At 71.0% G+C, this 26,233-nt stretch carries 28 protein-coding genes; 14 read left to right on the forward strand and 14 right to left on the reverse strand.

Annotated features, from left to right (window positions below; translation table 11 throughout):
• Nucleotides 1–10: 10 nt before the first annotated feature.
• Complete coding sequence (locus MKK54_RS08280; RefSeq protein ID WP_244010302.1) at nt 11–745, reverse strand: tyrosine-protein phosphatase; 735 nt, start codon at nt 743–745, stop codon at nt 11–13.
• Nucleotides 746–774: 29 nt separating this feature from the next.
• A complete protein-coding gene (locus tag MKK54_RS08285; RefSeq protein WP_244010303.1) occupies nt 775–1,557 on the reverse strand; it encodes a glycosyltransferase family 2 protein in 783 nt (260 codons plus the stop codon).
• Between the two features lie 148 nt (nt 1,558–1,705).
• Here MKK54_RS08285 and MKK54_RS08290 point away from each other — a divergent pair, with 148 nt between their 5' ends.
• Both MKK54_RS08290 and panC read left to right on the forward strand, forming a co-directional pair.
• Nucleotides 1,706–2,077 (forward strand): hypothetical protein, encoded by a 372-nt coding sequence (locus MKK54_RS08290; RefSeq protein WP_244010304.1) that lies wholly within the window; start codon nt 1,706–1,708, stop codon nt 2,075–2,077.
• A gap of 70 nt (nt 2,078–2,147) precedes the next feature.
• Nucleotides 2,148–3,002 carry a pantoate--beta-alanine ligase gene (panC, locus tag MKK54_RS08295; protein WP_244010305.1) on the forward strand — a complete coding sequence of 285 codons (855 nt, stop codon included), beginning with the start codon at nt 2,148–2,150 and terminating at the stop codon, nt 3,000–3,002.
• Nucleotides 3,003–3,099: 97 nt separating this feature from the next.
• Here the strand turns inward: panC and MKK54_RS08300 are convergent, their stop codons facing one another.
• The 8 genes from MKK54_RS08300 to MKK54_RS08335 all read right to left on the reverse strand — a co-directional run bounded on the left by MKK54_RS08300 (nt 3,100) and on the right by MKK54_RS08335 (nt 10,134).
• Nucleotides 3,100–4,545 (reverse strand): alpha/beta hydrolase family esterase, encoded by a 1,446-nt coding sequence (locus MKK54_RS08300; protein WP_244010306.1) that lies wholly within the window; start codon nt 4,543–4,545, stop codon nt 3,100–3,102.
• Nucleotides 4,546–4,613: 68 nt separating this feature from the next.
• A complete protein-coding gene (locus MKK54_RS08305) occupies nt 4,614–5,039 on the reverse strand; it encodes a CopG family transcriptional regulator (RefSeq protein WP_244010307.1) in 426 nt (141 codons plus the stop codon).
• A gap of 139 nt (nt 5,040–5,178) precedes the next feature.
• On the reverse strand, nt 5,179–5,907 hold the full coding sequence (dnaQ, locus tag MKK54_RS08310; RefSeq protein WP_244010308.1) for a DNA polymerase III subunit epsilon: 729 nt from the start codon (nt 5,905–5,907) through the stop codon (nt 5,179–5,181).
• 60 nt (nt 5,908–5,967) lie between these two features.
• Nucleotides 5,968–6,534, reverse strand: a complete 567-nt coding sequence (gene coaE / locus MKK54_RS08315) for a dephospho-CoA kinase (protein WP_244010347.1) — start codon at nt 6,532–6,534, stop codon at nt 5,968–5,970.
• Between the two features lie 41 nt (nt 6,535–6,575).
• A complete protein-coding gene (locus tag MKK54_RS08320) occupies nt 6,576–7,412 on the reverse strand; it encodes a shikimate dehydrogenase (protein ID WP_244010309.1) in 837 nt (278 codons plus the stop codon).
• Complete coding sequence (locus MKK54_RS08325; protein ID WP_244010310.1) at nt 7,409–8,413, reverse strand: cation diffusion facilitator family transporter; 1,005 nt, start codon at nt 8,411–8,413, stop codon at nt 7,409–7,411. Before MKK54_RS08325 ends, MKK54_RS08320 begins: the two co-directional genes overlap by 4 nt.
• A 129-nt stretch (nt 8,414–8,542) precedes the next feature.
• Nucleotides 8,543–8,989, reverse strand: coding sequence for a protoporphyrinogen oxidase HemJ (hemJ, locus tag MKK54_RS08330; RefSeq protein WP_244010311.1), 447 nt, complete (start codon nt 8,987–8,989; stop codon nt 8,543–8,545).
• On the reverse strand, nt 8,989–10,134 hold the full coding sequence (locus MKK54_RS08335; protein WP_244010312.1) for a uroporphyrinogen decarboxylase: 1,146 nt from the start codon (nt 10,132–10,134) through the stop codon (nt 8,989–8,991). Before MKK54_RS08335 ends, hemJ begins: the two co-directional genes overlap by 1 nt.
• Before the next feature lie 524 nt (nt 10,135–10,658).
• Here MKK54_RS08335 and MKK54_RS08340 point away from each other — a divergent pair.
• Nucleotides 10,659–11,489, forward strand: coding sequence for a pyruvate, water dikinase regulatory protein (locus tag MKK54_RS08340; RefSeq protein WP_244010313.1), 831 nt, complete (start codon nt 10,659–10,661; stop codon nt 11,487–11,489).
• A gap of 13 nt (nt 11,490–11,502) precedes the next feature.
• Nucleotides 11,503–12,120, forward strand: a complete 618-nt coding sequence (locus tag MKK54_RS08345) for a Maf family protein (RefSeq protein WP_244010314.1) — start codon at nt 11,503–11,505, stop codon at nt 12,118–12,120.
• A 93-nt stretch (nt 12,121–12,213) separates the two neighbouring features.
• On the opposite strand, the gene MKK54_RS08350 is transcribed toward MKK54_RS08345, so the two are convergent.
• On the reverse strand, nt 12,214–12,693 hold the full coding sequence (locus tag MKK54_RS08350; RefSeq protein WP_244010348.1) for a hypothetical protein: 480 nt from the start codon (nt 12,691–12,693) through the stop codon (nt 12,214–12,216).
• 198 nt (nt 12,694–12,891) lie between these two features.
• Here MKK54_RS08350 and MKK54_RS08355 point away from each other — a divergent pair, with 198 nt between their 5' ends.
• Nucleotides 12,892–13,242, forward strand: coding sequence for a lysozyme inhibitor LprI family protein (locus MKK54_RS08355; RefSeq protein WP_244010315.1), 351 nt, complete (start codon nt 12,892–12,894; stop codon nt 13,240–13,242).
• 36 nt (nt 13,243–13,278) lie between these two features.
• Here the strand turns inward: MKK54_RS08355 and hisG are convergent, their stop codons facing one another.
• The 3 genes from hisG to hemH all read right to left on the reverse strand — a co-directional run bounded on the left by hisG (nt 13,279) and on the right by hemH (nt 16,707).
• Nucleotides 13,279–14,259, reverse strand: coding sequence for an ATP phosphoribosyltransferase (gene hisG / locus MKK54_RS08360; protein WP_244010316.1), 981 nt, complete (start codon nt 14,257–14,259; stop codon nt 13,279–13,281).
• Nucleotides 14,252–15,478 (reverse strand): ATP phosphoribosyltransferase regulatory subunit, encoded by a 1,227-nt coding sequence (locus MKK54_RS08365; RefSeq protein WP_244010317.1) that lies wholly within the window; start codon nt 15,476–15,478, stop codon nt 14,252–14,254. Before MKK54_RS08365 ends, hisG begins: the two co-directional genes overlap by 8 nt.
• Before the next feature lie 161 nt (nt 15,479–15,639).
• Nucleotides 15,640–16,707 (reverse strand): ferrochelatase, encoded by a 1,068-nt coding sequence (gene hemH, locus MKK54_RS08370; RefSeq protein ID WP_244010318.1) that lies wholly within the window; start codon nt 16,705–16,707, stop codon nt 15,640–15,642.
• A gap of 156 nt (nt 16,708–16,863) precedes the next feature.
• Here hemH and MKK54_RS08375 point away from each other — a divergent pair, with 156 nt between their 5' ends.
• From MKK54_RS08375 to MKK54_RS08415, 9 genes are all read left to right on the forward strand, one after another.
• The gene (locus MKK54_RS08375) at nt 16,864–17,817 is read left to right on the forward strand and encodes a class I SAM-dependent methyltransferase (RefSeq protein WP_244010319.1); all 954 of its coding nucleotides are present in this window, start codon (nt 16,864–16,866) and stop codon (nt 17,815–17,817) included.
• A 111-nt stretch (nt 17,818–17,928) separates the two neighbouring features.
• Entirely contained in the window at nt 17,929–19,449 is a 1,521-nt protein-coding gene (locus tag MKK54_RS08380) for a bifunctional metallophosphatase/5'-nucleotidase (RefSeq protein WP_244010320.1), read from the forward strand.
• A complete protein-coding gene (locus MKK54_RS08385) occupies nt 19,449–20,180 on the forward strand; it encodes a uracil-DNA glycosylase (RefSeq protein WP_244010321.1) in 732 nt (243 codons plus the stop codon). Before MKK54_RS08380 ends, MKK54_RS08385 begins: the two co-directional genes overlap by 1 nt.
• A 69-nt stretch (nt 20,181–20,249) precedes the next feature.
• Nucleotides 20,250–20,666: a hypothetical protein gene (locus MKK54_RS08390; protein WP_244010322.1), complete on the forward strand. Its 417-nt coding sequence runs from the start codon at nt 20,250–20,252 to the stop codon at nt 20,664–20,666.
• 286 nt (nt 20,667–20,952) lie between these two features.
• The gene (gene rlmN, locus MKK54_RS08395; protein ID WP_244010323.1) at nt 20,953–22,254 is read left to right on the forward strand and encodes a 23S rRNA (adenine(2503)-C(2))-methyltransferase RlmN; all 1,302 of its coding nucleotides are present in this window, start codon (nt 20,953–20,955) and stop codon (nt 22,252–22,254) included.
• 5 nt (nt 22,255–22,259) lie between these two features.
• A complete protein-coding gene (locus MKK54_RS08400) occupies nt 22,260–22,766 on the forward strand; it encodes a hypothetical protein (RefSeq protein ID WP_244010324.1) in 507 nt (168 codons plus the stop codon).
• Between the two features lies 1 nt (nt 22,767).
• Complete coding sequence (ggt, locus tag MKK54_RS08405) at nt 22,768–24,519, forward strand: gamma-glutamyltransferase (protein ID WP_244010325.1); 1,752 nt, start codon at nt 22,768–22,770, stop codon at nt 24,517–24,519.
• A 227-nt stretch (nt 24,520–24,746) separates the two neighbouring features.
• Complete coding sequence (locus MKK54_RS08410; protein ID WP_244010326.1) at nt 24,747–25,532, forward strand: lysophospholipid acyltransferase family protein; 786 nt, start codon at nt 24,747–24,749, stop codon at nt 25,530–25,532.
• 137 nt (nt 25,533–25,669) lie between these two features.
• Nucleotides 25,670–26,110 (forward strand): hypothetical protein, encoded by a 441-nt coding sequence (locus MKK54_RS08415; RefSeq protein ID WP_244010327.1) that lies wholly within the window; start codon nt 25,670–25,672, stop codon nt 26,108–26,110.
• The last annotated feature ends 123 nt before the right edge of the window (nt 26,111–26,233 follow it).

The raw sequence follows: 26,233 nt of genomic DNA on the forward strand, positions 1-26,233 counted from the left end.
ATGCCAGCGCCTACTCGCGCCGCAGTACGCGGTCGACGATGAGGTTCGACCAGCGCCCGTCCTTCACGGAGGCCTCGAGCGCCACGGGGTCGTAGCGCTCCCGAACCCAGTCCTCGAAGGCGATCGGGTCGCGCGCGGCCGCCTCGAGATAGGCCGTGAAGAACCGGTCCAGGATGCCGGTCTTGGCCTGCCGGACATGACCGTAGCGGAGCGAGAGCTGGCGCATCGCCTCGCGGGGCGGCACATTCTCCTCGAAGACGAGGTAGAGGGCGGCGGCGAGCCCGGCCCGGTCGGCGCCGGACTTGCAGTGGATCAGGGCCGGGTAAGGGATCGTCGCGTAGATCCGCTTCAGCGCGAGGATGGTCCCGGCCTCGGGCGCCGCGCGGGAGCGCAGGGCGATGGTCCGGAAGTCGAGGCCGAGCGCCCGGCAGCGCTCGCGCTCCAGGGGCCCGGAGCCGTATTCGGGCTCGCCGCGCAGGCAGACGATGGTGCGGAGGCCGGCGCGCGCCATCGCGTCGATCTGGTGCGGGGCGGGCTGGGCCGAGCGCCAGAGCCGGCCCGCGCCGACCCGATGCCGGTTGAGGTAGACCAGCCGGAACAGGCCGTGGTCGGTCAGCAGCATGCTGGCCCAGGCCCGCAGCCGCTCAGACCGGTTCGCGGGCGGGCGTTCCCAGCGGGCGATCCGGGCCAGCCGCCGTGCGTTGCGCCGAGCGTAATGGGCCGCGTCGCGCCTCCAGAGCCTCATGAGCCGGCCCGATCCGCGACCGACAAGGCTCAGCGCGTCCGTTCCTTGGGGAAATAGAGGATCGCGAGGCGGTAGGTCCGCAGCATGGCGATGGTGATGGCGACGATGAAGCCGTACACGCCGCCCGTGACGTGCATCTTCATGAAATAATATTTGAAAAAGACCAGCATCGGCTCGAACGCGATCCGGAGCGGGGTCAGGGGTGACTTCTTCTTGATCTCGCCGGTTTGCAACTTGTAATAGGCGATGTTCTTCTCGACCAGATGAGCGATCGAGCGGATCGACTGGTGGAAGATCGGCGCCCGGATACGGCCCCTGTGCGCGGGCGCAACCTTGACCTCGTCGAACACGGCGCTGTCGGGGAAGCGGCAGCGGGTCCGGTCGTAGAGCCGGACGTAGTCGTGGTAATCGGCGAGCGGCCTCGGCCGCGCGTCGCCGGGATAGACCTGCGTGATCCGGAATTCGAAGCCGTGGATCGCCTCGGGGATCGGCGCGCTCAGCAGCTTCGTGAGTTCGGCGCGGGTGGCCTCCGTCAGCCACTCGTCCGCGTCGAGGTTCAGGATCCAGTCGTGGCGCGCCACGCCCTCGGCGAAGCGCTTCTGCTGGCCGTAGCCTTCCCAGTCGCGATGGATGCAGGTGGCTCCGAAATCCTCGCAGATCGTCACGGTGCCGTCGGTGCTGCCGGAATCCACCACGACGATCTCGGAGACGAGGCCCCGGACGCTCTCGAGGCAGCGCAGGATCCGGTCCGCCTCGTTCTTCGTGATGATCGTGCACGAGACTGGGATTCTGAGGGCCGGATCAGGTTTCACCTGGGGGATTCCCGTCGCTGGTCCGAGGCTTCGTAGCGGCGGCGTGGGGGTTTTACAACGCGCGGCCCGACGGGCGAGGGTCGAAGAACAATCCTTAACCGTCTGTTTACCCTGATCGGTGACCGCTGGACGATCACGAGGACGGGCCATGCGACGAGGGATGATGGCGGCACGCGGGTTGGCGGGGCTGTGGCTCGTCGCGGGCCTGCTGCCGGCCGTGGCCGCCGACTTCGCCGAACCCATCACGCCGGGCCGCCTGCGCGGCGAGGCCGTGGACCCCTTGCCGCGCTACTTCCCGCGCGCCGAGGGCGAGGATTCCGCGGGCCGCCGTTTCGTGCCCGCGCGGCGTCAGGCGCCGCGCTGCCGCCTGCGGCGGGTTCCGATCCCCACCGACGCGCCCGGCGATCCGAGCTATGTCGGCTCCGCCTACGGCCTGGGCAAGCCGAGCTATTACGGCTTCACGCCGCCGCTCGGGGTGGACGATCCCTACGGCCGTCCCCTGCTGCCCTATTGCCCCTGACGGCTGGCGCGGCGGCGCGCGGGTGATTAGGTCTGGCGCCGTTCGCCGGACACGTTTCACGAGGTCGCCCTTGTCCCATGCCCCGCTCGCCCGCTTCACGGCGGCCGCCCCCCTGCGCGCCGAGCTCGCCGGCTGGCGCCGGTCCGGCGCGCGCGTGGTGCTGGTACCGACCATGGGCGCCCTGCACGCGGGCCACCTCGCCCTGATGGAGCGGGCGAAGGCCCTGGGGGATCGCGTGGTGGCGAGCATCTTCGTCAACCCGACGCAGTTCGGCCCCAACGAGGACTTTTCGCGCTACCCGCGCGACACCGAGGCCGATCTCGCCCTGCTCGCCGGGGCCGGCGTCGATGCGGCCTACCTGCCGGAGGTCGCGGGCATGTACCCTGAGCACTTCTCCACCCGGATCGAGGTCGAGGGCCTCACGGAGGGCCTGTGCGGCGCCTATCGGCCGGGGCATTTCTCGGGTGTCGCCACCGTGGTGACGAAGCTCCTGAACCAGGTCCAGCCCGATCTAGCGCTGTTCGGCGAGAAGGATTTCCAGCAGCTCCTCGTGATCCGCCGCGCGGTACGCGACCTCGACCTGCCCGTGGAGATCCAGGGCGTGCCGACCCTGCGGGAGGCGGACGGCCTCGCCCTGTCCTCGCGCAACCGCTACCTCGACGCCGACGCGCGGGCCCGCGCCCCCCGCCTGCACGCGGTCCTGGCGCGCATTGCCGAGGGTCTGAGCGCCGGCGGGGACGCGGCGCGTCTGTTGGAGGAGGGCCGCGCCACGCTGGCGGCGGCGGGCTTCGATCCGGTGCAGTATCTGGATGTCCGGGACGCCGAGACCCTCGCGCCGGTGGAGCGCGTGGCCCGGCCGGCCCGGGTCCTGGCGGCGGCCTATCTCGGCCGCACGCGCCTCATCGACAACGTCGCAGTGGGCTAGAGCCGTTGCCGGTCGCGTTGCGACCGGCAACGGCTCTCAGTCCTTGTCTAAGCGCGCTCTCTGACGCCGAACCGGTACCCACTTCGGCTGAGAGCGCTTAGGCCCGGCCGGCGAGCGGGTTGGCCCGGAAGAAATCGAGCATCGCCCGCGAGGCATCCGGTCCGCGCGGATCGGTGTAGCTGCCCGCTTGGCTGCCGCCGGACCAGGCATGGCCGAGGCCGCGCACGATCCAGCCCTCCACGAGGACCCGGTCGCGCCCATCCGCGTAGCGGGTGCGGGTGTAGGGCAGGCCGCCCGGACTCACCGCCTCGGCCGCCTCCGGCCTCAGCCCGTCGATGCCGGCCTGGGCCAAGGCCTGCTCGCCGTTGCGCGGGTTGACCGTGCCGTCGCTCTCGCCGTGGAACACGATGGTGGGCACCCGGACCTCGGACATCGTGCAATCGGCCGGCGCCACGGGGCCGAGGCGCATCACCGTCAGGGCCGTCGAGACGTCGCGGGCGCAGCCGGCCGCGAGCCCGGAATGGATGCCCACCGCCGCGTAGAGGTCCGGATAGACCCGCGCGATGTTCACCGCCGCCGCGCCGCCCGCCGACAGGCCGGCGATGTAGACGCGGGCCGGATCGACGCGGTGCTCGGCGACGATCGCGCGGGTCAGCCCGGCGATGATCCCGGCCTCGCCGGAACCACGGTCCTGATCGTTGGGCTGGAACCAGTTCCAGCAGCGCTGGGCGTTGGCGCGGCCCGTCTGGGCCGGGTAGGCGACGAGGAAGCCTTCCGCCTCGGCGAGCGCGTTCATGCCGGTGCCGGCGGCGAAATCGTCCGGCGACTGGGTGCAGCCGTGCAGCATCACCACCAGGGGCAGGTTCGGCCGGGCGTCGCTGGGGACGAAGAGCTTGTAGTCCCGGCCACCCGCCGCGTTCGAGAAGCTGTGCTCGGTGAAGCTGCCGCCCGCCGTCAGGGGCGCCCGCGCCTGGTTGAAGCCGGAGCCGAGCCCCGCGCCGCTCAGGGCGCTCGCAAGGCCTCCCGCAAGACCTCCCGTGAGACCTCCCGTGAAACCTCCGGTGAGGTTTCCGCCACCCAGGCCGTTCAGGCCCCCACCGTTGAGCGTCGTCTTGCCGAGGCCGCCGAGCACGGGGGCGATGCCGCGCGTCACGGTCTCCACCACCTTGCGCAGCTTCTCCGGCAGGATCGCCGAGAGGCCCGCCTCCTCCGAGGCACTGGGTCCGGAGGCGGGCGTCGCCTTGTCCCTGGGCTCGGCGCTCGGGCGCTCCGGGGCCGGCCGGGCCGGGGCCAGGCCGGTCTCGACGCGCTCGGCGACGAGATCGATGGTCCGGGGCGAGCCCGCCCCCATGGCCTCACCCGCGCTCGGCGTCGGTTCGTCGGTGGCGTGCATCCCCGTGGACGGGGTGCCCGTGAAGCCGCGCTGAAGCAGGTTCGTGGCGTCCTGCAGACGGCCGGCCGCCGTGAGGCGGGTCGCCTCCATCATGTCGGCGAGACGGTCCTGCATCCTGTGCGAGGAGTCCCGGTTCGTTGAATCGGTCATGGGGTTCGCTTTCCGGTTCGGCGCGAGGCCGAACGCTGCGAGGTCGGGAACGCGGGGGTGGGACGCTGTCAGAGGAGGCGGTCGGCGAGGGCGGCCTTCACGGCGGGGGTCGCCTGAAGGCTGCCCATGACCTGGATGGAGGCGATGGCGTCGCGGGCGAGTTCCGGGGTGACGTCGGGGGCGATGCTGGCGAGGCCGAGCACCCGGATGTCGAGGCGGACGCCGCTCTGCCGGGCGGCCTCGAGTTCCGCCCTGTCGTAGCGCCGCAATCCGAGTTCGACGCCCTTGCGGGCCACGGATTGGCGCGTGATGTCGCCGTGGCGGGCGATCTGGTTGCGGACGGCGGTGCGGATGAAGTCGCTCCGGTTGGCGTAGACGCTCTCGGAGACGAGGAGATCGATATGGCCGAGATCGACGTAGCCGAGGTTGATCGTGACCTTCTCGGTGTCTCCGACCCGGATCGCCGCCTTCTGCTTCTCGATGAGATCGAACATCGGACCTTCCCGCTACCATCCAGTGGGATGGTATATGGGAGGCGTACGCTGCGACGCAATATGCACTTATGTGCAATGCAGCATCATGCTGTTTCCCGTGAAAATGGTTAACCCTCGGGCAGCCACGGCTGTTCGGCGGTCATCCCGCCGCACCCTCTTCCCCGAGATAGTCGCGCCAGACCACGCTGCCGCCGAGCGTTCCGATGAAGGCCTCGTGGCGCGCGCGCTCCGCCTCGGTCAGCCGGTGGCGCAAGCGGCGCGGGCCGACCGCCACGACGTCCCCGTCGCTTCCCGTGAGCACGACCGGATCCTCGCTCGCCGCCATGGCGAGACCGAGGCTGGTCTGCTTGCCGCCCAGGAGCTCGACATAGACCTCCGCCAGGATCTGCGCGTCGAGGAGCGCGCCGTGCTTGGTGCGGCGCGTGGTGTCGATGCCGTAGCGCGAGCACAGGGCGTCGAGGTTGTTGGCCGCACCCGTGTGCTTGCGCCGGGCCAGTTGCAGCGTGTCGACCACGTCGGCGAGGTCGATGGGCGGCGGGGCCGCCGCGCCGAGGCGCGCGTATTCCATGTTGAGGAAGCCGACGTCGAACGGCGCGTTGTGGATCACCAGCGGCGAGTCACGGCAGAAATCGCGGAACGCGTCGACGATGTCGGCGAAGAGCGGCTTGTCGGCGAGGAAAGCATCCGAGATGCCGTGGACCGCGAAGGCGCCCTGGGAGACCGGCCGGGTCGGGTTGACGAAGCGATGGAAGGACTTGCCGGTCTGGACGTGGTTGATCAGCTCGACGCAGCCGATCTCGATCAGGCGGTCGCCGTTCTTGGCATCCGTGCCGGTGGTCTCGGTGTCGAGAACGATCTCGCGCAGCATCGAAGGGTCCTGGGAAGGGGGCTCGGAAGCCACCCGACCATGCGCCCTCCTAAGATGGCGTCAAGGCGTGGCCTCGACGCCGCCCAGGCGTCGGATGATCGCCGCGACCTCGGCCTCGGCGTGGTCGAACCCGAGGCTGGTGTCGAGGACGAAGTCGGCCCGGACCCGCTTCTCGGCATCGGGCATCTGCTTGGCGCGGATCGCCTCGAAGCTCGCCGCATCCATGCCGGGGCGGGCGAGCACGCGGGCGCGCTGCACCTCCGGCGGGGCCGTGACGACGAGCACCGCGTCGCAGCGCGTCTCCGCCCCGGTCTCGAACAGGAGGGGAATGTCGAGGAGCACCAGGGGCGCGTCGGCATGGCGGGCGAGGAAGTCACGCGCCGCCGCCTGCGCCAGGGGATGGACCAGCGCTTCGAGGGCGGCCAGACGCTCGGGCGAACCGAGGACGGCCTCGCGCAGGCGCGTCCGGTCGACCGCCCCGTCCGGCGCCAGGGTGCCGGGAAAGGCGGCCTCGACGGCCGGCGCGGCGGCGCCTCCGGCGGCGTAGAGGGCGTGGACGGCGGCGTCCGCGTCGTGGACCGGCACGCCGTGGCGCGCGAACATCGCGGCGGTGGCCGACTTGCCCATGCCGATGGAGCCGGTGAGGCCGAGGATGCGCGGGCGGTTCGTCACGCGGCGAGGTCCGCGACGATGCGGGCGCGAAGCTCCGGGGTCACGCTCGGGGTGAGGCGGAACCAGCGGGCGAAGCCCGGCACCGCCTGATGCAGCAGCATGCCGAGGCCGTCGACGGCGGCGAGGTCCCGCGCCCGCGCGGCGGCGAGCAGCGGCGTCTCCAGGGGGGCGTAGACGATGTCGGCCACGGCGGCCTCCTCGGGCAGGTCGACGAGATCGATGTCGAGGGGCGGCTGCCCGACCATGCCGAGGGAGGTGGTGTTCACGAGGAGCCCCGTGCGGGCCATGGCGGCGGGCAGGTCGAGCCACGTCACCGCCTCGACGCGGGCGGGGTCGAGCTCCACCAGGGCCTCGGCGCGGGCGGGCGTGCGGTTGGCGACCCGGATCCGCGAGAGGCCGCGTTCCAGGAGGCCGACCACGATGGCGCGGGCAGCCCCCCCGGCCCCCAGCACCAGGGCGGTGCCGGCGCCCCGTTCGGTCCAGTCCAGGCCCAGGCTCTGGTCGAGATGGGCGATGAAGCCCGGCGCGTCGGTGTTGTCGCCGCAGAGGCGCTCGGAGCCGTCGAAGAACAGGGTGTTCACCGCCCCGATCTTTTCCGCGCGCGGGGTGAGCGACTCCACCAGCCGGAAGGCCGCCTCCTTGTGGGGAATCGTGACGTTGCCGCCGGCGAAGCCCTTCTGGCGCAAGGCGGCGAAGAAGGCCGGAAACGCCTCCGGCGCCACGTCGACCCGCTCGTAGGTGCCGTCGATGCCGTACTGGCGCAGCCAGTGCCCGTGGATCAGGGGCGAGCGCGAATGCGCGATGGGATGTCCGACGACGAAGGCGCGGGTCATGGTGTGCGGTCTCCGGGGGTGCAGTTGCCGGCGAGCGCGCAGGCGGGGCCGCCCGCCTCCTCGATCTGCAGGGTGGCGTGGCCGATGCCGAAGCGGCTCTTCAGGTCGGCGGCCGCCGCGTTGAGGAAGGCGTTGCCGGGATGTCCCTGTGCCATGACCAGGTGGGCCGTCAGGGCGATGTCGGTGGTGCTCATGGGCCAGATGTGGAGGTCGTGCAGGTCGCTCACGCCCGGGCGCGCCCGGAGGTAGGCGCCCACTGCCGCCGGGTCGATGCCGGGCGGTACCGCCGACAGGGCCATCACGACGCTGTCGCGCAGGAGGCCCCAGGTCGCCCAGACGATCAGGCCCGCGATGACGAGGCTGACCACGGGGTCGATCCAGGCGGCGCCCGTGAGAACGATGATCAGGCCGGTGACCACGACGCCGGCCGAGACGGCGGCATCGGCCAGCATGTGCAGGTAGGCGCCCCGGATGTTGATGTCGCGGCTGCCCGAGGCGAAGAGCCAGGCGGTGACGCCGTTGACGAGGATGCCGAGGCCGGCCACCACCATCACGGTCAGGCCCGCCACGGGCTCCGGTTCGGGGGCGATCAGGCGGATGACCGCCTCCCAGGCGATGGCCCCGGTGGCGACCAGCAGGAACACCGCGTTGAACAGGGCGGCGAGGATCGAGGAGCCGCGCAGGCCGTAGGTGAAGCGGGGCGTCGGGGCGCGCTTGACCAGCACCGAGGCGATCCAGGCGACGAGAAGCCCCAGCACGTCCGAGAGATTGTGCCCGGCATCCGCCACCAGGGCCATGGACTCGCTGGCGAAGCCGTAGATCGCCTCGACGATCACGAAGGCGATGTTCAGGCCGATGCCGATGGCGAAGGCACGCCCGAAATTCGCGGGCGCGTGGACATGTCCGCCGCCATGGGAATGGCCGGCATGCGCGTGTCCCCCGCCATGGGAATGGCCATGATCGTGGTGGTCGTGCTCGTGATGATCCGCGTGATCAGCCATGACGTCCGCCTCGGGTGATGCAGGGTTTCACAGCTCGACGCCTTCTGCCCGTGGCCGTCGCGGCCCGCCTCCCCCCCTGTGGGGAGGCGTTCCATAAGCCCTCGCGCGACGTCGAAGGGCCCCAAAAAATCACCCGAAGCCCGGCTTCACCACCACCAGCACGACGATGACGACCATCAGCAGCGTCGGGGCTTCGTTGAGCACCCGGTAGAATTTGTGGCCGCGCGTGTTCCGGTCGGCGGCGAAGTCCTTGACCATGCGGGCGAGCCAGCCGTGGATGCCGCTCATGGCGAACACCAGAGCGACCTTCGCCTGGAGCCAGCCGGCGGCGTAGAACCCGCTCTGCCAGACGAGAGCCAGCCCGAACACCCAGGTGGCGATCATGGCCGGCGTCATGATCGCCTTGAGGAGCCGGCGCTCCATGACCTTGAAGGTCTCGGACTGCGCTTGCGCGTGCGGTCCGGGCACCAGGGCGGCGTGATAGACGAACAGGCGCGGCAGATAGAGCATCGCCGCCATCCACGAGATGACGGCGACGACGTGGAGCGCCTTGATCCAGAGGTAGAGGCCGTCCATCAGCCGCGGAGCCGCTTCAGCATCTGCTCGACATGGGCGATGGGGGTCTGCGGCGTGATGCCGTGGCCGAGGTTGAAGATGTGCGGCAGGCCGTCGGTCGCCGCCAGCACGCCGTCCACGGCCGCGTCCAGGGCCGGTCCGCCCTCGATGAGGGTATCGGGGTGGACATTGCCCTGCGTGACCGTGGCGGCCGGCACACGGCCCCGCAAAGCCGCCAGATCGACCGACCAGTCGACGCCGACCGCGTCGGCGGCGGTCTCCGGCACCACGCGGGCATGGCCGTCGAGGCCGGAGCCGCGCGCGAACACGATGATCTTCGCCCCCGGCACGCGGGCGCGGACCCCGGCGATCATCCGGGCGATGGGTTGGAGCGACCAGCGCGTGAGGGCGTCGCGCGACGTGGCCTCCGGCAGGGCGCTCTCGGCGACTTCGTTGACGGGCGCCTCATCCGGTTCGGAGGCGCCGCGCGCGTCGGGCAGGGAGCCGGCATGGGATTCGAAGATCTGGACGGCATCGGCCCCAGCCTCGAGCTGGCGTACGAGGTATTCGGTCTGCACCGCGACGAGGCGGTCGATCAGCGCCTCCACCAGGGCGGTGTCGTGCCGGGCCAGCGCGCGGGAGGGGGCGAGGTCGGGCGTGCCGCGTCCGCCGATCATGTAGCTCGCCACCGTCCAGGGGGCGCCGCAGAAGCCGAGCAGCGTGGTCTCGTGGGGAAGCTCGGCGCGCAGGCGCCGCACCGTCTCGAACACGGGTTCCAGATGCGTGAAGATCGCCGGATCGCCGGTCTCGCGCAGGCGCTCGAACTCGGCCCGGCCCGCCATCGGGTCGAGGCGCGGCCCCTCTCCTTCCACGAAGCGGACGTTCTGACCCAGGGCGTCGGGGATCACGAGGATGTCGGAGAACAGGATCGAGGCCTCGAAGCCGAAGCGCCGGATCGGCTGCAGCGTCACCTCGGTGGCGAAGTCCGGATTGTAGCAGAGGTCGAGGAAGGAGCCCGCCCTGGCCCGGACCTCCCGGTATTCCGGCAGGTAGCGCCCGGCCTGTCGCATCATCCAGGCAGGGGGGCGACTCTGCGCCTCGCCCGCGAGAACCCGCAGGACCACGCGGTCCCGCGCAACGTCCCGGCTTGCAACACCCTGGCTCATCCGATCTCCCGCCGTCCCGATCCCGTCGAGCCGGGTTGTAGCACCGAAGTTCGGGATGTCCTCCCCTCGAAAGCCTCTCTCTCGCCCGACTGCCGAACGGGCGCTCCGCGCGTCGTCCCCACACGGGCCTTCTAAAAGGAAAGAGAGATTCTAGGACTCTGTTTTTTCTTTTAGAGGGGCGGATGACGGGACCGAAAATCCGTCCACAGGGCGTCCCCGCCGCCACGGCGTTAAGAGGGCTTTAACGGATTGGGTTCAATGTCTCGGATAGGCGATGGTCTACAGTGCCTTGCGTGCGTCCCGGCGACGGTGCGCGGGTCCCGGTCCCGGATTCTCCCAAACGCGTGCCGAAACGGCGCCGTTGGGTGCGGGTGTTGACGCGAGAGTCGACAAGCCGGGGCGGATGTCCGCTGGACCCCTCGATGAAGCCGGCTTATCCACCCTTATCGACTCCCCTGACCGTGCCCGGTGGACAAGACCGCGCGCGGTCCTGAGCTCCCGGGGCCGGAGGAGACTGCCCCTCGATGAGCCGTAGCTACTTCCACCTGCACCTCGTGTCGGATTCCACCGGCGAGACGCTCATCAATGTCGGCCGCGCGGCGGCCGCCCAGTACGAGGGCGTCTCGGCGATCGAGCACGTCTATCCGCTGGTGCGCTCGGGACCGCAGCTCGAACGGGTCATCTCCGAGATCGAGGCCGCGCCCGGCCTGGTGCTCTACACCCTGGTCGGCCACGACCTGACCGAGCGGCTGGAGGCGGCCTGCCGGGAGACCGGCTCGCCCTGCCTCTCGGTGCTGCAGCCCGTGCACGCCCTGCTGCAATCCTATCTCGGCGCGGATTCCACCGCTCGGCCCGGCGCCCAGCACATGCTCAACGCCGAGTACTTCAAGCGCATCGACGCGATGAACTTCACGCTCCTGCACGACGACGGCAACCTGCCGCCCGACGTGGACGAGGCCGACGTGATCCTCATCGGGGTCAGCCGCACCTCGAAGACGCCCACGGCGATCTACCTCGCCAATCGCGGCCTGAAGACCGCGAACTTCCCCCTCGTTCCCGGTATGCCCCTGCCCGAGACCCTGGAGAACGCGCGAAAGCCCCTCCTCGTCGGGCTGCTCGCCAGCCCCGAGCGCATCGTGCAGATCCGCCAGAACCGGCTCCTCAGCCTGAAGGCGGACGATTCCTCGCTCTACGTCGACCGCAGCGCGGTGGCCGACGAGATCGCCGCCTGCCGGCGGCTCTGCGCCAAGCACCGCTGGCCGACCATCGACGTGACCCGCCGTTCCATCGAGGAGACGGCCGCCGCGATCCTCGACCTGCATCGCGAGCACCGCCTCAAGTTCATCGCCTCGTGAAGCGGATTCCGGCATGAGCGCGACCCTCTGGCGCGGAGCCCGGGCCCTGCTGCTCGCCTCCACCAGCCCGACCCGGCGCGGCCTCCTCGAGAGCGCGGGGCTTCGCGTCGAGACCGAGGCGCCGGGGGTGGACGAGCGCGCCGTCGAGGCGGCCTGCGCCGGGCTCGCGCCCGAGGCGCTGGCGCGGCGGCTGGCCGAGTCCAAGGCGGCGGCGGTCGCCGCGCGCCACCCCGACCGCGTCGTCATCGGCGCGGATCAGGTGCTCGCCTGCGGCGACCGGCTGTTCCACAAGCCGGCGGACCTCGCCACGGCGCGCGCCCAGATCGCGGACCTCGCCGGACGGACCCACGCGCTCCACGCGGCGGTGGCGCTGGCCGTCGACGGTGCCGTGGCGGAGACCTTCGTGGAGACGGCGCGGCTCACCATGCGGCCCCTCGATCCGGCCGCGATCGCGGCCTATGTCGACCTCGTCGGCGCCGACCAGGTCCGGGCCAGCGTCGGCGGCTACCAGCTCGAAGGCCTCGGCATCCACCTGTTCTCCGAGATCGCGGGCGACCATTCCACGATCCTCGGCCTGCCGCTGCTGCCCTTGCTAGCACGCCTGCGGGCTCGGAACCTCCTTGGTATCTGAGGGGCCGCTCCCGTTCCGATCCGCGTGGACATCGCGCGCGTCGAGGTGACAGCCCCGAATCCTCCGTCGCGGGGACGTGAGGACCGGAACCGCCTAGCGCGAAACCCGCACGAGCCGGGGCCGCCAGATGCCGAGGACGACGTTGGCCGTCGCGACCGCGAGGAGCAGCCAGAGCGTGGCGCGTTCCGGCCCGAGGGAGGCGGCCAGGGTCGCGGGGTCGACTTGGCCCGCGAGCGCCCGAGCGCTCTCCTGCGCCTCCTGCCGCATCGGGCCCTGGACGTAGACCAGCACGCCTTCGAACATCAGGATTCCGGTGGCGAGCTTGAGCCAGGCCCAGCCCGCCGTGAGGTAGGGGCGGGTCACGGCCATCGCCAGCAGGCCGGAGACCAGCATCAGGGCGAGGCTGGGCAGGACGATCCAGGTGGCGACGGCGTCCATGGCCCCACGGATGGCCGCGTAACCGGTCAGCGCGCTCGGGCCGGGCGCCACCCCCAGCATGACGAGCAAAGCCGCCATCGCGCCCATCAGGCCGGTCGCCCCCATCGTGTGGAGGAACTTCATCAGACGTCGCAGCATGCGTTCGCGCCTCCCCGGTCGGGGCGGTGAACGTAGCGGAATCGCCCTCCCTCCGGTAGCGGAACCGGCCGGCCTCGACCTCGTGTGGCCCGATGCACGCCTCCGCCCTGGCGTGGCGCCGGGGGTCGGGTAGGGTGTCGGCAATTCCGCCGTCAGATCCCGACGCCTCGCGCGTCCGTCCCGAGAAGGCCCGCCATGATCACGATCCTCCGCCCGCTCCTCGCCGCGCTCCTCCTGGCCGCGCTCGCCGCGCCGGCCCGCGCGGCGAGCTTTTCCTGCGACAAGGCCGAGACCGCCGACGAGAAGGCGATCTGCGCGCACCTGTCCCTCAACGACCGCGACGTGGAGATGGCGACCCGCTTCGAGATCCTGCGGGCGATGCTGCCGATGGGCGGCAACGCCAAGCTGCGGGAGGACCAGGAGGCTTGGCTCAGCGAGCGCCGCGCCTGCGCGGGGGATGTGGCCTGCCTGACGCAATCCTACGACGGACGGCTGAAGACCCTGCGGGCGGTGTTTTCGGAGTTTGCGAAGCAGGGGCCGCTCTGACGCCTGCGGTCGATCGATCTGAGCCGGCTCAACAGATCAACCGAGCCGGCTCAGCAAACGATCCATCAGCGGATTGTCGGGCGTGAACACGTAGTCGATCTTGCGCACGTTCACGGCGCCCGCCCCGGCCTTCACCAGGGCGTCGGCCAGATCGAACACCGCATCGACGGGGCAGTGCAGCACCATCTCGCCGCGTCCCTCCGGGGCGCCGTAGGGAAGGTCGGCATCGTGCAGGGCGGCGATGCCGGCGAGATCGATGTCGCCGTCGTCGGGCATGGCCGCGCGAACCTCGCGGGTGGTGCGGGCGCGCTCCTCCGCCTGGATGCGCCCGAGCACGGCGCGCAGCGCCCGGCGCTGGGCCTCGCCCCAGGGCGCGGACAAGGACGCGACGAGGTTCGCCTCCGAGCGGAGGATGATGCCGTCCTCCAGGATCTTCAGGGCGTTGGCCGCCAGCGTCGCGCCCGTCGTGGTGATGTCGACGATGATCTCGGCCGAGCCCGCCGCCGGTGCGCCCTCGGTGGCGCCCAGGCTCTCGACGATGCGGTAATCCGCGACCCCGTGCTCGGCGAAGAACCGGCGCGTGAGGTTGACGTACTTGGTGGCGATGCGCAGGCGCTTGCCGTGGCGCGCCCGCATCTCGGCGGCGACCTCGTCGAGATCGCTCATGGCCCGCACGTCGATCCAGGCCTGCGGCACGGCGACGACCACGGTCGCCTGTCCGAAGCCGAGGGGCGTCAGCAACTCCACCTGGCCGCGCGCGTCGGGCAGCGACTCGCGGATCAGATCCTCGCCGGTGATCCCGAGATGGGCCGCCCCGCTCGCGAGCTGCGCGGCGATCTCGGAGGCCGAGAGGTAGCGCACCTCGACGCCGGGCACGCCGACGAGTTTTCCGCGATAGTCGCGGGCGCCGGTGTTCTGGGCGAGCTTGAGGCCGGCGCGGGCGAAGAAGGCGGCGGCGTTCTCCTGCAGGCGGCCCTTCGACGGAACGGCGAGGACGAGGGAATCCGGTTCAGCCAACGCGCGCGTCCTTCGGGTTCGAGCCGTCCTTCGAGGTCGAGGCGTCCTTCGGGGTCGAGGCGTCGGCAGCCACCCGCGAGAGCCAGACGGCGCAGCCGACGGCGGGGACGGGCACGGGGCTCCCGAGATGCTGGAGCAGCCCGTCGTAGCGGCCGCCGCCCACCAGGGGGGCCTTCGCGCCGGGCGCCGTGCCCTCGAAGATGAAGCCGGTGTAGTAGTCGAGGTTGCGCGCGAAGCCCCCCGAGAAGCGGAAGCGCTCCACGGGCAGGCCGCGCGCGGCCATGAACCCGGTGCGCTCCTCGAACAGGTCGAGGGCCGCATCGAGGGGCGGATGGTCGAGGCCGGCCTCGCGGGCGAGGTCCCGCACGGCGCTCGCGGCCGCATCGGGATCGCCCTCGATCGCGCGGTAGCGCTCGATGATCGCCCGGTTCTCGGCGTTCAGTCCCGAGCCGCCGCTCGCCTGCGCGGCGGCTTTGCCCAGGAAGCGTTCGGCGATCTCGCCGGCACTGCGGCCGCCCACGCGCGAGATGCCCGCGATGGAGAGCACGTCCTCCACGAAGGCGCGCACGCCTTTGGGGTCCTGGCCCTGGATCGCCGCGAGCAGCCCCGCATGGGGATCCTCGCTGCGCTGGCCGTTGGTGATCGCGTCGAGGGAGCGGCCGGCGGCGAGAGCCCGCAGGGTCCGGCGCTTGGCGGCCGGCGGCACGGTGAGCGCGTCGAGCAGCGTGTCGATGAGGCCCATGTCGCCGAGCCGGATCGCGACGTCGCTGCGGCCGAGGAGCGCGAGGCCGTCCAGGGCGAGGCCGATCACCTCGGCGTCGGCCGCCGGCGTGTCGGTGCGCCCGACCGACTCGATGCCGGCCTGCAGGAACTCGTCCGGCTCGTCGCCGGCGAGCCGGAAGACCGGCCCGAGATAGCTGTAATCGGCGATGCGCGGCGCGCCCTTCCACGGCGCGTCTTTGGGCGCGTGGGCGAGGTGGTGGCGGCAGACCGGAATCGTGAATTCCGGCCTGAGGCAGAGCTCGCTCCCCGAGGCGTCCTGCGTCACGAAGATGCGGCGGCGGATGTCCTCCCCCGACAATTCGAGGAAGGGCTCCACCGGCTGCAGAACCGGCGGGGTCACGGCGCCGTAGCCGGCGCCCTGGAAATGGCCGAGCAGGCGCAGGTGGTCCTGCGATTGTTCGCCCGCGGTTCCCCCGCCTGCCTCCGGTCTCGTCATGGTGTCGCCTGCCGCCTCGTCGGTGGCCCTAGTAGCAATCGCCCTCGCGCTTGGCGATGGCTTAGTGTCTCTCACAAAACTCCCGCTGCACCGTGGTGCTCAGCGCGAGAACCCAGGATGGTCGGGAGTTTTGCGAGGCACTCTTACCCGCCCGTGAGGGGTCAGACCCAGCCCTGCAATTCGCGCCGGACCACGGTCTCGATCACCCGCATGCCGAGTTCGGTGTCGTTGAGGCAGGGGATGTAGGCGAAATGCTCGCCGCCATTGTCCTCGAAGTAGTGGCGGTTCTCGCCGTCGAGTTCCTCCAGCGTCTCCAGGCAATCGGCCGAGAAGCCGGGCGCCACGATCGCCATGCGCTTGACCCCGCTCTTGGCCAGCGCCTGCACGGTCTCGTCGGTGTAGGGGCGCAGCCATTCCTCGTTGCCGAAGCGCGACTGGAAGGTGGTGCGCATCTTGTCCGTCGAGAAGCCCAGCGCCTCGCGGATCAGGCGTCCGGTCTTCACGCACTGGCAATGGTAGGGGTCGCCCTTGAGCAGGTAGCTCTTCGGCACCCCGTGGAACGAGGTCAGGATCACCTCGGGCTCGAAGTCGAGCTTGGCCAGGCCCTCGCGGATCGAGGCCGCCACGGCCTCGATGTAGACCGGATCGTCGTGATAGGGCGCCGAGACGCGCACGGTCGGCTGCCAGCGCATCCGCATCAGGGCCTTGAAGGCCTGGTCGCAGGCGGTGGCCGAGGTCGCGGCGGCATACTGCGGATAGAGCGGCACGAGCAGGATACGGTCGCAGCCCTGGTCGAGCAGCGCCTGGAGGCGCAGGTGCACCTCCGGCTTGCCGTAGCGCATGGCCCAGTCGACCACCACCGAATCGCCCATCGACGCCTGCAGGGCTTCCGCCTGCCCCCGCGTGATCGTCTTCAGCGGGCCCTCGTCGCGCTCGTTGTTCCAGACGCTCGCATAGTCGCGGCCCTTCGGCCCCGGGCGCTTCGTCAGGATGACGAGGTTGAGGAGCGGCCACCAGATCAGGCGCGGCACCTCGATGACCCGGCGATCGGAGAGGAACTCCTTGAGGTAGCGGCGCATCGGCCAGTAGCTCGTGCCCTCCGGCGTGCCGAGATTCATCAGGAGCACGCCGACGCGGCCCCAGCGCACGGGCGGATGCTCGGCCGGCAGCGGCGCGTTCGTGGGCGACAGGCCATCCTGCGGGGACGGCGGGGCGACGCGTTCGTTCATCGGGTTTCCGTATCGCTCCCGAAGGAGCACCTGAGGTCGGCGGGGTCGGGACGCTGCGTTGCCGGAAGGCGGGGTTTCCGGAAAGGTTGTGCCCTTGGGGATATCGATCTAGAGCACGGGGCCTTCCAGCGATCACGCGATGGATGAAGGCGCGACATGCCGTCTCCCCGGTACTTCTTCAACCACTTCATGCCCTTCACGGGGTATCCCTATACGGGGGCGCCGACGGCCTGCAATCTCTGCGGCTCGGCGGATTCCGTCACGGTGGCCGAGAGCGACCGGCGCCTCAAGGTGCTCAAGTCCATCGCCTGCACCCAGTGCGGGCTGATCCGCACCGATCCGATGCCGACTCCGGCGGAACTGGCGGATTATTACGCCGACGCCTACCGCGCCGATTACCAGCTCGCCTTCGCGGGTGGTCCGCCGCGCGTCCACCTCAAGCGCTCGGCCCGCGAGGCCGCCGCCCGCGCCGAACTCCTGGCCCCCAAGCTGAAGCCCGGCGCCCGCGTGCTGGATTTCGGCTCCGGTTCCGGCGAGTTCCTGGCGGAGGCGCGGGCCAGGGGCTGCGAGGCGATCGGCGTCGAGCCGGGTCGGGACTACGCCACCTACGCCCGCACCCGGCACGGCCTCGAGGTGCTGGACGATGCCGATGACGGGCGCTTCCCGAACGCGCATTTCGACGTGATCACCACCCGCCACGTGATGGAGCACCTGCGCGACCCGGCCGACGTGATGGAGCGCCTCGCCCGCTGTCTGAAGCCCGACGGCGTGCTCTATGCCGCCGTGCCCGACATGGCCACCACCGGCAAGCCGCCGCACGAGCGCTTCCACTTCGCCCATGTCCACGGCTTCGTGCGCGAGACCTTCGACCTCACCGCGCGCCGCGCCGGCCTCGTTCCCGACCCGGATTACCCACGCGAGAACACCACGGTGGTCTATGCCAAGACCGACGCGCCGTCCGTCGCGCTGGCCTGTCCGGGCCTCGCCCAGCGCCTCGCTGTGGAACTGAAGCCCATGCCGCCGGCCGCCTTCCTGGCCTCGGGAGCCTGGCTCTGGCCGATGCTCCGCCGCAACGCCAAGGCGGTGCGCGACACCTTCGTGTCGCGCTGAGCTGCGATCCCGGTTCCGGCCCGGGTGTCGTAGCGCCTTCGTCGACCGCATCCTAGAACGGCGTGGCCGAAGGGCGGCACTCGGGCCGCCCGCTCCAGCAAGTCCGCGCCCATGTCGAGTGCCAACCGCCGCCAGACCCTCGGCCTCGGCCTCGGCGCGGGTCTGACCGCCGGCCTCGGCGGCGCGGCGGCCGCGACCGCGCCCAAGTCGACCTTCACCCTGCTCCTCGTCAACGATCTCTACCAGATGGCCGAGGTCGACGGCCGGGGCGGCTTCGCGCGCCTTTCGGCCATCGTGAAGGCCGAGCGGGCGCGCGGGGTGCCGATGCTCTACGCCCATGCGGGCGATACGCTCTCGCCCTCGCTGATGTCGGGGTTCGATCAGGGCGCGCACATCATCGAACTCCTGAACCTCGCGCCGCCCGACGTGTTCGTGCCGGGCAACCACGAATTCGATTTCGGGCCGGCGGTCTTTGCCCGGCGCATGGGCGAGGCGACGTTTCCGGTGCTCGCCGCCAACCTGCGCGATGCCGAGGGCCGTCCCCTCCCGGGCCTTCGCGACCGCATGGTGGTGACGCTCGGCGGCATCCGCGTCGGCCTCGTCGGGATCGCCCTGGCGAGCACGCCGGAGAAGTCGCAATCGGGCGACCTGCGCTTCGAGGGCGAGATCGAGACCCTGTCGCGCGAGGTCCAGGCCCTGCGAGCCGAGGGCGTCGATCTCGTGGTGGGCATCTGCCACACCGGCCGCGCCACCGACGAGGCCATCGTCGCCGCGCGCCTCGTGGACATCCTGCTCTCGGGGCACGACCACGACCTGGTGCTGCGCTACGACGGCCGGACCGCGATGGTGGAGTCGAGCTTCGACGCACATTACGTCACCGCCATCGACGTCACCGCGCAGGCGAGCGGCACGGGCAAGACGCGCCGCGTCGCGTGGCGTCCGAGTTTCCGGGTGCATGATTCGGCCCAGGTCGCGCCCGATCCCGAGACCCTGGCGCTGGTCCAGCGCCTCGAGACCCGGCTCTCGCGCGAACTCGACGTGGCCGTGGGCGTGACCCGCGATGCCCTCGACAGCCGCATCGTCGCGGTGCGCGCCCGGGAGGCGAGCTTCGGCAGCCTCGTGGCCGATGCGATCCGGGCCGCGACGGGCGCGGAGATCGCCGTCACCAACGGCGGCGGCATCCGGGGCGACCGGCTCTATCCGGCCGGGACCGTCCTGACCCGGCGCGACATCCTCGGCGAACTGCCCTTCGGCAACACCGTCGTGCTGGTCGCGCTGACGGGCGCGCAGATCCACGGGCTCCTCGAAGGGGCGATCGCCGATTGGGGCCGTCCGTCCGGCCGCTTCCCGCACGTCTCCGGCCTCGTCGTCACCCTCGATCCGGCCGCCCCGGTGGGCGCGCGGATCGTGGCGATGCGGGTGAACGGCGCAGGCCTCGAACCGGAGAAGACCTACACGGTCGCGGCGAACAACTTCCTCTACGACGGGGGGAACGGCTACGGCGAACTCGCCCGCGGCCGGACCCTGATCGGCCGGACGGACGGCCAGCTCGTGGCCAACGCGGTCATGGCCTATATCCGGGACAACACGCCGCTTCCCGCTCCCGCCGAGGGACGCTTTCAGGTTCGCTGATGCCAGCCGTTTCATCGACACGCGACACGCCCGTCGCCGCCGCCCTCGCGCGGTTTCGAAGCTCCGGCTCGTCCTGGCTCACCCTGCCGTTCTTCACGGACGGCGCGGCCGATGCGGTGGCCGCCAAGGTCGATGCCCGCATCGCGGCGGGCGCCACCGTGCTGCCGGCCCCGGCGGACATCTTCAACGCCCTGGCGCTGACGCCGCTGGAGCGCGTGAAGGTCGTCATCCTCGGGCAGGACCCCTACCCGACGCCCGGCGACGCCAACGGCCTCGCCTTCTCGTATGTCGGACCGCGACGGCTGCCCGCCTCGCTCAAGGTGATCCTCGCCGAACTCAATGAGCCCGACATCAAGCCCGTCACGGGCGACCTGACGCCCTGGGCCCGCCAGGGCGTGCTTCTCCTCAACGCCGCCCTGACGGTGGAGGCCGGCAAGGCCGGGGCGCATCTCCGGCTCGGCTGGTCGGCCCTCACCGACCAGGCGGTGGCGGCGATCTGCGCGCGCGCCGAGCCCGCCCTGTTCCTGCTCTGGGGCGCGCAGGCGCGGGCCCGCGCCGCCCTCCTCGACGGGAACCGGCACGGCATCCTCGAATCCGGCCATCCCTCCCCGCTCAATCGCGCGCGGGATTTCCCCGGTTCGCGTCCGTTCGACGCCGCCGATGCCTGGCTGGAGGCGCGGGGCCTCGCGCCTGTCGACTGGCGGCTCGGGTCGAGCGCTGGATCGGTTTGACGGCGGGCCGCTACGGTCTATCTCAGGCATCTAAGCGGAGTCTAAGAATCCGCGCTCGAGGAACCTCCCATGTCCGTTCGTTCCCTGTCGGCCGCCGGCCTCGCCGCCTGTCTCGCCCTGCCGGTCCCGGGCCACGCCGAGATCCGCAACGCCCCCTCCCCGCGTGCCCTGGAATTCGCCGCCTACATCTTCGCCGCCTCCAACGTCTGCGGCTATCGGATCGGCACCGAGGCCTTCGATGCCCTCTTGGAGAAGCAGAACGTGCGCGCCGCCGATGTCGGCCCGCGCGGGCCGTTCGGCGGCCGGGTGCAGACCATGTTCGCCCTGATGTCGAACCAGATGCAGCTGAACCGCGAGAAGGCCTGCATCGCCGTGGCCGGCGAGTACGGCCCGGAGGGCAATGTCAGCAAGAACGTCCTCCTGCCGGCGCCGGCGGCCGAAGGTCCCGGCACCGAGACGCCGAGCGGTCAGAAGCCGGCGCAGTGATTGTTTTCCGATAGAGAACATCTTGACCCCGTTTAAGCAGGGGTCACGCTGGATCGGGGCCGGGGCGCCCGACTTGGGAAGCAGACGGAGGAGCGCCGATGCGCTTCAGCCGGCGGCGGCATTTTTAGATTGCATGCCGTCCAGCGCCCCCGAATGACACTGTGCCTCGAATGCGATCACCCGCCGCTCCCGGCCCTGAATCCGGGGCGGCCCCGCCCCGCATTCGCGTTTCGGCCTTGAATCGCCTATATCGGACCCATTCCAAGTCCGAAGGTTACCCAAGATCATGGCGACGGCGTCGTTCGACACCGCCCGGCGCGACGCGAGCGCCGTTCCCGCAATCGAGAAGCGGCCCGATTTCGAGCCCCAGGCCGAGACTCCGGCCATGCCGCTCGGGTGCTCATCTCTCGTAGGTCTCACCCGCGAGCAGTTGAAGGCGCGTCTCGGCGCCATCGGCGTGTCCGAGCGCGAGCAGCGCATGCGCTCCGGTCAGATCTGGCACTGGCTCAACGTGCGCGGCGCCAAGGCCTTCGACGACATGACGAATGTCGGCAAGGGCCTCAAGGCGCAATTGGCGCAGGCCTACACCCTCGACCGGCCGGAGGTGATCACCGAGCAGGTCTCGCGGGACGGCACCCGCAAGTGGCTGATGCGCATGGCCCCCACGGGTAAGCACGACCACAATCGCGGCGCCGAGATCGAGTGCGTCTACATCCCCGGGCGCGGACGCGGCACGCTCTGCGTCTCGAGCCAGGTCGGCTGCACCCTCACCTGCTCGTTCTGCCACACGGGCACGCAGCGCCTCGTGCGCAACCTGACGGCGGCCGAGATCACGGCGCAGCTCGTCGTCGCCCGCGACCACCTCAACGACTGGGCCGGGCAGAACCCGACCGCTCCCGGCGAGGACGAGATCCGGCGGAAGGTCACCAACATCGTCTTCATGGGCATGGGCGAACCCCTCTACAATCTCGACAACGTGGTCGACGCCGTCGGCGTCATGGCCGATCAGGAGGGCCTCGGGCTCTCGCGCCGGCGCATCACCGTCTCGACCTCCGGCGTCGTGCCGCAGATGCAGCGCCTCGGCGACGAGGCCCATGCCATGCTGGCGATCTCGCTCCACGCGGTGCGCGACGATCTGCGCGACACCCTGGTGCCCCTGAACCGCAAGTATCCGCTGGCCGAACTGCTCGCCGCCTGCCGCGCCTATCCGGGCCTCAACAACGCCCGGCGCATCACCTTCGAGTATGTGATGCTCAAGGGCATCAACGACACCGACGCGGATGCCCGCGAACTGGTGCGTCTGCTCAAGGGCATTCCGGCCAAGATCAACCTGATCCCGTTCAACCCGTGGCCGGGCAGCGCCTACGAATGCTCGGACTGGGAGCGCATCGAGCGCTTCTCGGAAATCGTCTATGAAGCCGGCTATGCGTCTCCGGTCCGCACCCCGCGCGGTCGTGACATCCTGGCCGCCTGCGGCCAGTTGAAGAGCGAGACCGAGAAGCTGCGCGCCCGCGCCCGGATGATGCTGGAGGACGGCATCGGCGCCGAGGGCGTCTATGCGGGCGCCGACGACGGCGACGAGGACTAAAACGGGTGCGCCTTCTCGGGCACCTCTTCGTCGCCGGCCTCGCGCTGGTCCTGGCGATCCCGTGCGGAGCGGCGGTGCTGGCCTTCGGCGCGATGCTGGACCCGGCCACCAGCGAGACCCTGTCGCGGCTCGGTCTCGTCGGGTTCGTCTCGGGGCTGAACGACCTCGCCTCCGGCATCGGCCCCGAGACCCTGCTCTTCGTCCTGGCCGCCATCGCCCGCGCCCTGTTCGTGCTCCTCGTGGTGCCGCCGATCCTCGTGGCGATCCTCGGGGCTGTCCTGAACTGGCGCGCCGCCACGTGGTACGGCGCGGGCACCGGCCTCCTCACCGCCCTGGTGCCCTGGTTCGCGCGCGGCCTGTCCCGCACCGGCCCGAGCCCCGACGCGCTGATGCTGGAGGGGCGCATCACCGCCGTGCTGTTCCTCACGGGCGCGGCCTCGGGCCTCGTCTACTGGCTGATCGCCGGCCGGCATTCCGGTGCCCCCTCCGCCCGCGACAACGGACGCGCCTGACATGCGGCTTCGCCCCCTGCGCCTCGCCCCTGTCCTGGTTCTCGCCCTGGTCCTCGCCGCTTCGGGGCCGGCGAAGGCGCAGGGGGAGCCGTCCGAACCGCCGCCGATCCAGTCCGACGATGCGCGCCTGCTGCCGGTGCTCGGGGCTCACGGCATGGTCGCCTCGCAGGAGGCGCGGGCGACCCTGGTCGGGGTCGCGATCCTGAAGGCGGGGGGCAATGCCGTCGACGCCGCCGTGGCGGTGGGCTTCGCGCTCGCCGTGACCCTGCCGCGTGCCGGCAATCTCGGCGGCGGGGGCTTCATGATGATCCACCGGGCGACCGGCGAGGAGACCGTCGCCCTCGATTACCGCGAGACCGCCCCGGCCGCCGCCCGCGCCGACATGTTCCTCGACGCTCGAGGCGAGCCCGACCGCGCGGCCTCGACCCGCAGCGGCAAGGCGGTGGGCGTGCCCGGCACGGTCCGGGGGCTCGCCGAGGCGCACCGGATCTACGGTTCGGGCCGCTTCACCCTGGCCGATCTCATCGCCCCGGCGGAGAAGCTGGCGCGCGAGGGCATTCCCGTGGAGGCGGGTCTGGCCGATTCGCTGCCCCGCGCCGCCGGCCTGCTCGGACGCTGGCCCTCCTCGCGACGGATCTTCTTTGCCGGCGACAGGCCGTTGCAGCGCGGCGAGCGCCTGGTGCAGGCGGACCTCGCCGACACGCTGGCGGCCATCGCCAAGTCCGGGCCGGACGCGTTCCACACGGGCGCGATCGCGGAGCGCATCGCCGCGTCCGTGCGCGCGGCCGGCGGCGTGATGACGGCCGAGGATCTCGCCGCCTACCGTCCGATCCTCCGCGAGCCCGTGCGCGGCACCTATCGCGGCTACGCCATCGCCTCAATGCCGCCGCCGAGTTCGGGCGGCATCCACCTCATCGAGATCCTGAACGTGCTGGAGGGCTTCGACCTCGCCCGCATGGGGTCGGGCAGCGCGGATGCGCTCCACACGCTGGCAGAGGCCATGAAGCCGGCCTATGCCGACCGCGCCACCTGGCTCGGAGACCCCGCCCGCACGCAGGTGCCGGTGGAGGGCCTGATCGCCAAGCCCTATGCCGACACCCTGCGCGCCGCCATCGATCCGGCCCGCGCCCGGCCGGCGACGGAGGTCAAGGCCGGCGATCCCCTGCCCTTCGAATCCGACCAGACCACGCATTTCTCGGTGGTGGACGTCGCCGGCAACGCGGTCTCGAACACCACCACGCTGAACTTCTCCTACGGGCTCGGCCTCGTGGCGGAGGGCACCGGCGTGCTCCTGAACAACGAGATGGACGATTTCTCGGCCAAGCCCGGCGCGCTCAACGCCTACGGCCTCGTCGGTAGCCGGGCCAACGCGGTGGCCCCCGGCGCCCGGCCGCTCTCCTCGATGACCCCCGCCTTCGTGTTCCGGGACGGCAAGCTGGTGCTGGTGACGGGAAGTCCCGGAGGCAGCCGCATCATCTCCACGGTGCTCCAGGTCATCGTCAACGTCCTCGATTTCCGCATGAACCTCGCCGAGGCCGTGGCCGCGCCGCGCATCCACCATCAGTGGCAGCCCGACGTGCTGATGGCCGAGGAGGGACTCTCGCCCGATACCCTGGCGCTGCTGCGCGCACGCGGCCACCGGATCAAGGTCGGGGCGACCTCCGGCTCAGCCAATTCGATCCAGGCCGGCGACGGCCTGCTCGCGGGGGCCGCCGACCCGCGCCAGCGCGGGACGCTGGCCGACGGTTACTGAGACGGGGTCCGCTCGATCGAAGCGGACCCCGTCTCGGCAAGCCTGCGCTGCGCCGAGCAACGCCCGCGCGGCGGCTGGGTGACGCTCGAATCCGCCATTTCGAAGGGATCGAGCGGATTTGTCATGCGCCGCGAGGCAGTCCCGCGTTCGGATGGCCTGCGGCGGCGGCGCACGCTACAGGGGAGATGGGTCGCGCCCCGTTCCGGGCTGTCTCATCCGGGTTTTCGATGCTCTTCGTCCGTTCGTTCGCGTTCAACCTCGCCTTCTACGCCGTCACCACGGTCATCGCGGTCGCCGGCCTGCCGACCCTCGTCTCCCGGCGGGCGGTGATCCGGCTGGCGCAGTTCTGGGGGCGCCTCACCCTGCGGCTGCTGCACGTCCTGGGTGGCATCACGGTCGAGTTCCGGGGCGTCGAGAACATTCCGCCCGGTCCCCTCCTGGTGGCGGCCAAGCACCAATCCGCCCTGGAGACCCTGGCCCTCGTCACGGCCTTTCCGGACTTCGCCTACATCCTAAAGCGCGAACTGCTCTGGATCCCGCTGATCGGCTGGTACCTCTCCCGGTCCGGCATGGTCGCCATCGACCGGAGCAAGGGCACGCGGGCGATGAGCGCGATGAACGAGGCCGCGGCCGACGCGATCCGCGACGGCCGCCAGCTCATCATCTTCCCCGAAGGCACGCGCCGCGCGCCCGGCGCGCCACCCGCCTACAAGCTCGGCATCACCCATCTCTACGTCGCGCTGGCCGTCCCCTGCCTGCCGATCGCCCTCAATACGGGCCTGCACTGGCCGCGCCGCAGCCTCGTACGCCGGCCCGGAAACGCGGTGATCGAATTCCTCGCGCCCGTCCCGCCGGGTCTCGAGCGCGTCCGCTTCCTCGAGGTCGTGCAGGAGCGGATCGAGACCGCCTCCGACGCGCTCCTCGCGGCCGGCCGCGCCGAACTCGCCGCGCGGGGTCACACGGTTCCGGAGCCCGCCGGACAGGCGGAGCGGCCCGGGTCGCGCGTCGCCTGAGGACGCCCGGACGAAGCGGGTCCGACGCGTCTTTCGCGTCGCATCATCGCTTGTGGATAACTCGTCCCATCCCCATCTGAAAGGACGCGAGGCGTCGTCCTTGACGCCAACGGAACGTTAAGATTAATCTGGAACAAATGGCGAACAAGAGAGCCCTGTCCTGGTCGGCCGCACTCCGCGACCTGAAGGACGATCGAGCCCGGAGACGCGACGTGCGCGAGGAACGCCTGAGGACGACGGCCGGCCTGCGCGGCACCCCCGCCCTGGTGCTGAGCGCGTGGCGCGGACGCTCCGGCCGCCGCTACGTGGTCGGCATCCACGAACTGGCCGAGCCGGAACTGGACGACATGGGCGAGGCGGTGGTGATGGCGGTGCGCCGCGACGCTTCGGGCATCGGCGAGCTGATCTCGGTGGCCGCCGCGGGCCAGAGCCCGCGCGAGCGCCTGCACCGCAACTGGATCGCGCGGGCGCGCCACAGGGGCGCGACCGAGATGCATGTCCACCGCCTGGCCGAGGACGAGGCCGAGCGTGAGGCGATCGTCGCCGATCTCGGCAGCGAGACTGTTTCCTGTACCTGAGGGCTTGCTGTGGTTTGATACAGCCTGGGCGTCTGGCGATCTTACTGCTTCCAGGTCCACCCCGATGACATACGCCGTGTCGTCGGGGCGCGGTCGTCAAGCGGCACGATCCCGGACGCCCTG

The sequence above is a fragment of the Methylobacterium sp. J-068 genome (assembly GCF_022829445.1).
GTDB lineage: Bacteria > Pseudomonadota > Alphaproteobacteria > Rhizobiales > Beijerinckiaceae > Methylobacterium.

Excerpts from the sequence above, each read along its gene's own strand:
- MKK54_RS08280 (WP_244010302.1), bottom strand. The coding sequence starts at position 745 with ATGAGGCTCTGGAGGCGCGACGCGGCCCATTACGCTCGGCGCAACGCA.
- MKK54_RS08290 (WP_244010304.1), top strand. The coding sequence starts at position 1,706 with ATGCGACGAGGGATGATGGCGGCACGCGGGTTGGCGGGGCTGTGGCTC.
- MKK54_RS08300 (WP_244010306.1), bottom strand. The coding sequence starts at position 4,545 with ATGACCGATTCAACGAACCGGGACTCCTCGCACAGGATGCAGGACCGT.
- MKK54_RS08305 (WP_244010307.1), bottom strand. The coding sequence starts at position 5,039 with ATGTTCGATCTCATCGAGAAGCAGAAGGCGGCGATCCGGGTCGGAGAC.
- dnaQ (WP_244010308.1), bottom strand. The coding sequence starts at position 5,907 with ATGCTGCGCGAGATCGTTCTCGACACCGAGACCACCGGCACGGATGCC.
- coaE (WP_244010347.1), bottom strand. The coding sequence starts at position 6,534 with ATGGGCAAGTCGGCCACCGCCGCGATGTTCGCGCGCCACGGCGTGCCG.
- MKK54_RS08320 (WP_244010309.1), bottom strand. The coding sequence starts at position 7,412 with ATGACCCGCGCCTTCGTCGTCGGACATCCCATCGCGCATTCGCGCTCG.
- MKK54_RS08325 (WP_244010310.1), bottom strand. The coding sequence starts at position 8,413 with ATGGCTGATCACGCGGATCATCACGAGCACGACCACCACGATCATGGC.
- hemJ (WP_244010311.1), bottom strand. The coding sequence starts at position 8,989 with ATGGACGGCCTCTACCTCTGGATCAAGGCGCTCCACGTCGTCGCCGTC.
- MKK54_RS08335 (WP_244010312.1), bottom strand. The coding sequence starts at position 10,134 with ATGAGCCAGGGTGTTGCAAGCCGGGACGTTGCGCGGGACCGCGTGGTC.
- MKK54_RS08340 (WP_244010313.1), top strand. The coding sequence starts at position 10,659 with ATGAGCCGTAGCTACTTCCACCTGCACCTCGTGTCGGATTCCACCGGC.
- MKK54_RS08345 (WP_244010314.1), top strand. The coding sequence starts at position 11,503 with ATGAGCGCGACCCTCTGGCGCGGAGCCCGGGCCCTGCTGCTCGCCTCC.
- MKK54_RS08355 (WP_244010315.1), top strand. The coding sequence starts at position 12,892 with ATGATCACGATCCTCCGCCCGCTCCTCGCCGCGCTCCTCCTGGCCGCG.
- MKK54_RS08365 (WP_244010317.1), bottom strand. The coding sequence starts at position 15,478 with ATGACGAGACCGGAGGCAGGCGGGGGAACCGCGGGCGAACAATCGCAG.
- hemH (WP_244010318.1), bottom strand. The coding sequence starts at position 16,707 with ATGAACGAACGCGTCGCCCCGCCGTCCCCGCAGGATGGCCTGTCGCCC.
- MKK54_RS08375 (WP_244010319.1), top strand. The coding sequence starts at position 16,864 with ATGCCGTCTCCCCGGTACTTCTTCAACCACTTCATGCCCTTCACGGGG.
- MKK54_RS08380 (WP_244010320.1), top strand. The coding sequence starts at position 17,929 with ATGTCGAGTGCCAACCGCCGCCAGACCCTCGGCCTCGGCCTCGGCGCG.
- MKK54_RS08385 (WP_244010321.1), top strand. The coding sequence starts at position 19,449 with ATGCCAGCCGTTTCATCGACACGCGACACGCCCGTCGCCGCCGCCCTC.
- MKK54_RS08390 (WP_244010322.1), top strand. The coding sequence starts at position 20,250 with ATGTCCGTTCGTTCCCTGTCGGCCGCCGGCCTCGCCGCCTGTCTCGCC.
- rlmN (WP_244010323.1), top strand. The coding sequence starts at position 20,953 with ATGGCGACGGCGTCGTTCGACACCGCCCGGCGCGACGCGAGCGCCGTT.
- ggt (WP_244010325.1), top strand. The coding sequence starts at position 22,768 with ATGCGGCTTCGCCCCCTGCGCCTCGCCCCTGTCCTGGTTCTCGCCCTG.
- MKK54_RS08410 (WP_244010326.1), top strand. The coding sequence starts at position 24,747 with ATGCTCTTCGTCCGTTCGTTCGCGTTCAACCTCGCCTTCTACGCCGTC.
- MKK54_RS08415 (WP_244010327.1), top strand. The coding sequence starts at position 25,670 with ATGGCGAACAAGAGAGCCCTGTCCTGGTCGGCCGCACTCCGCGACCTG.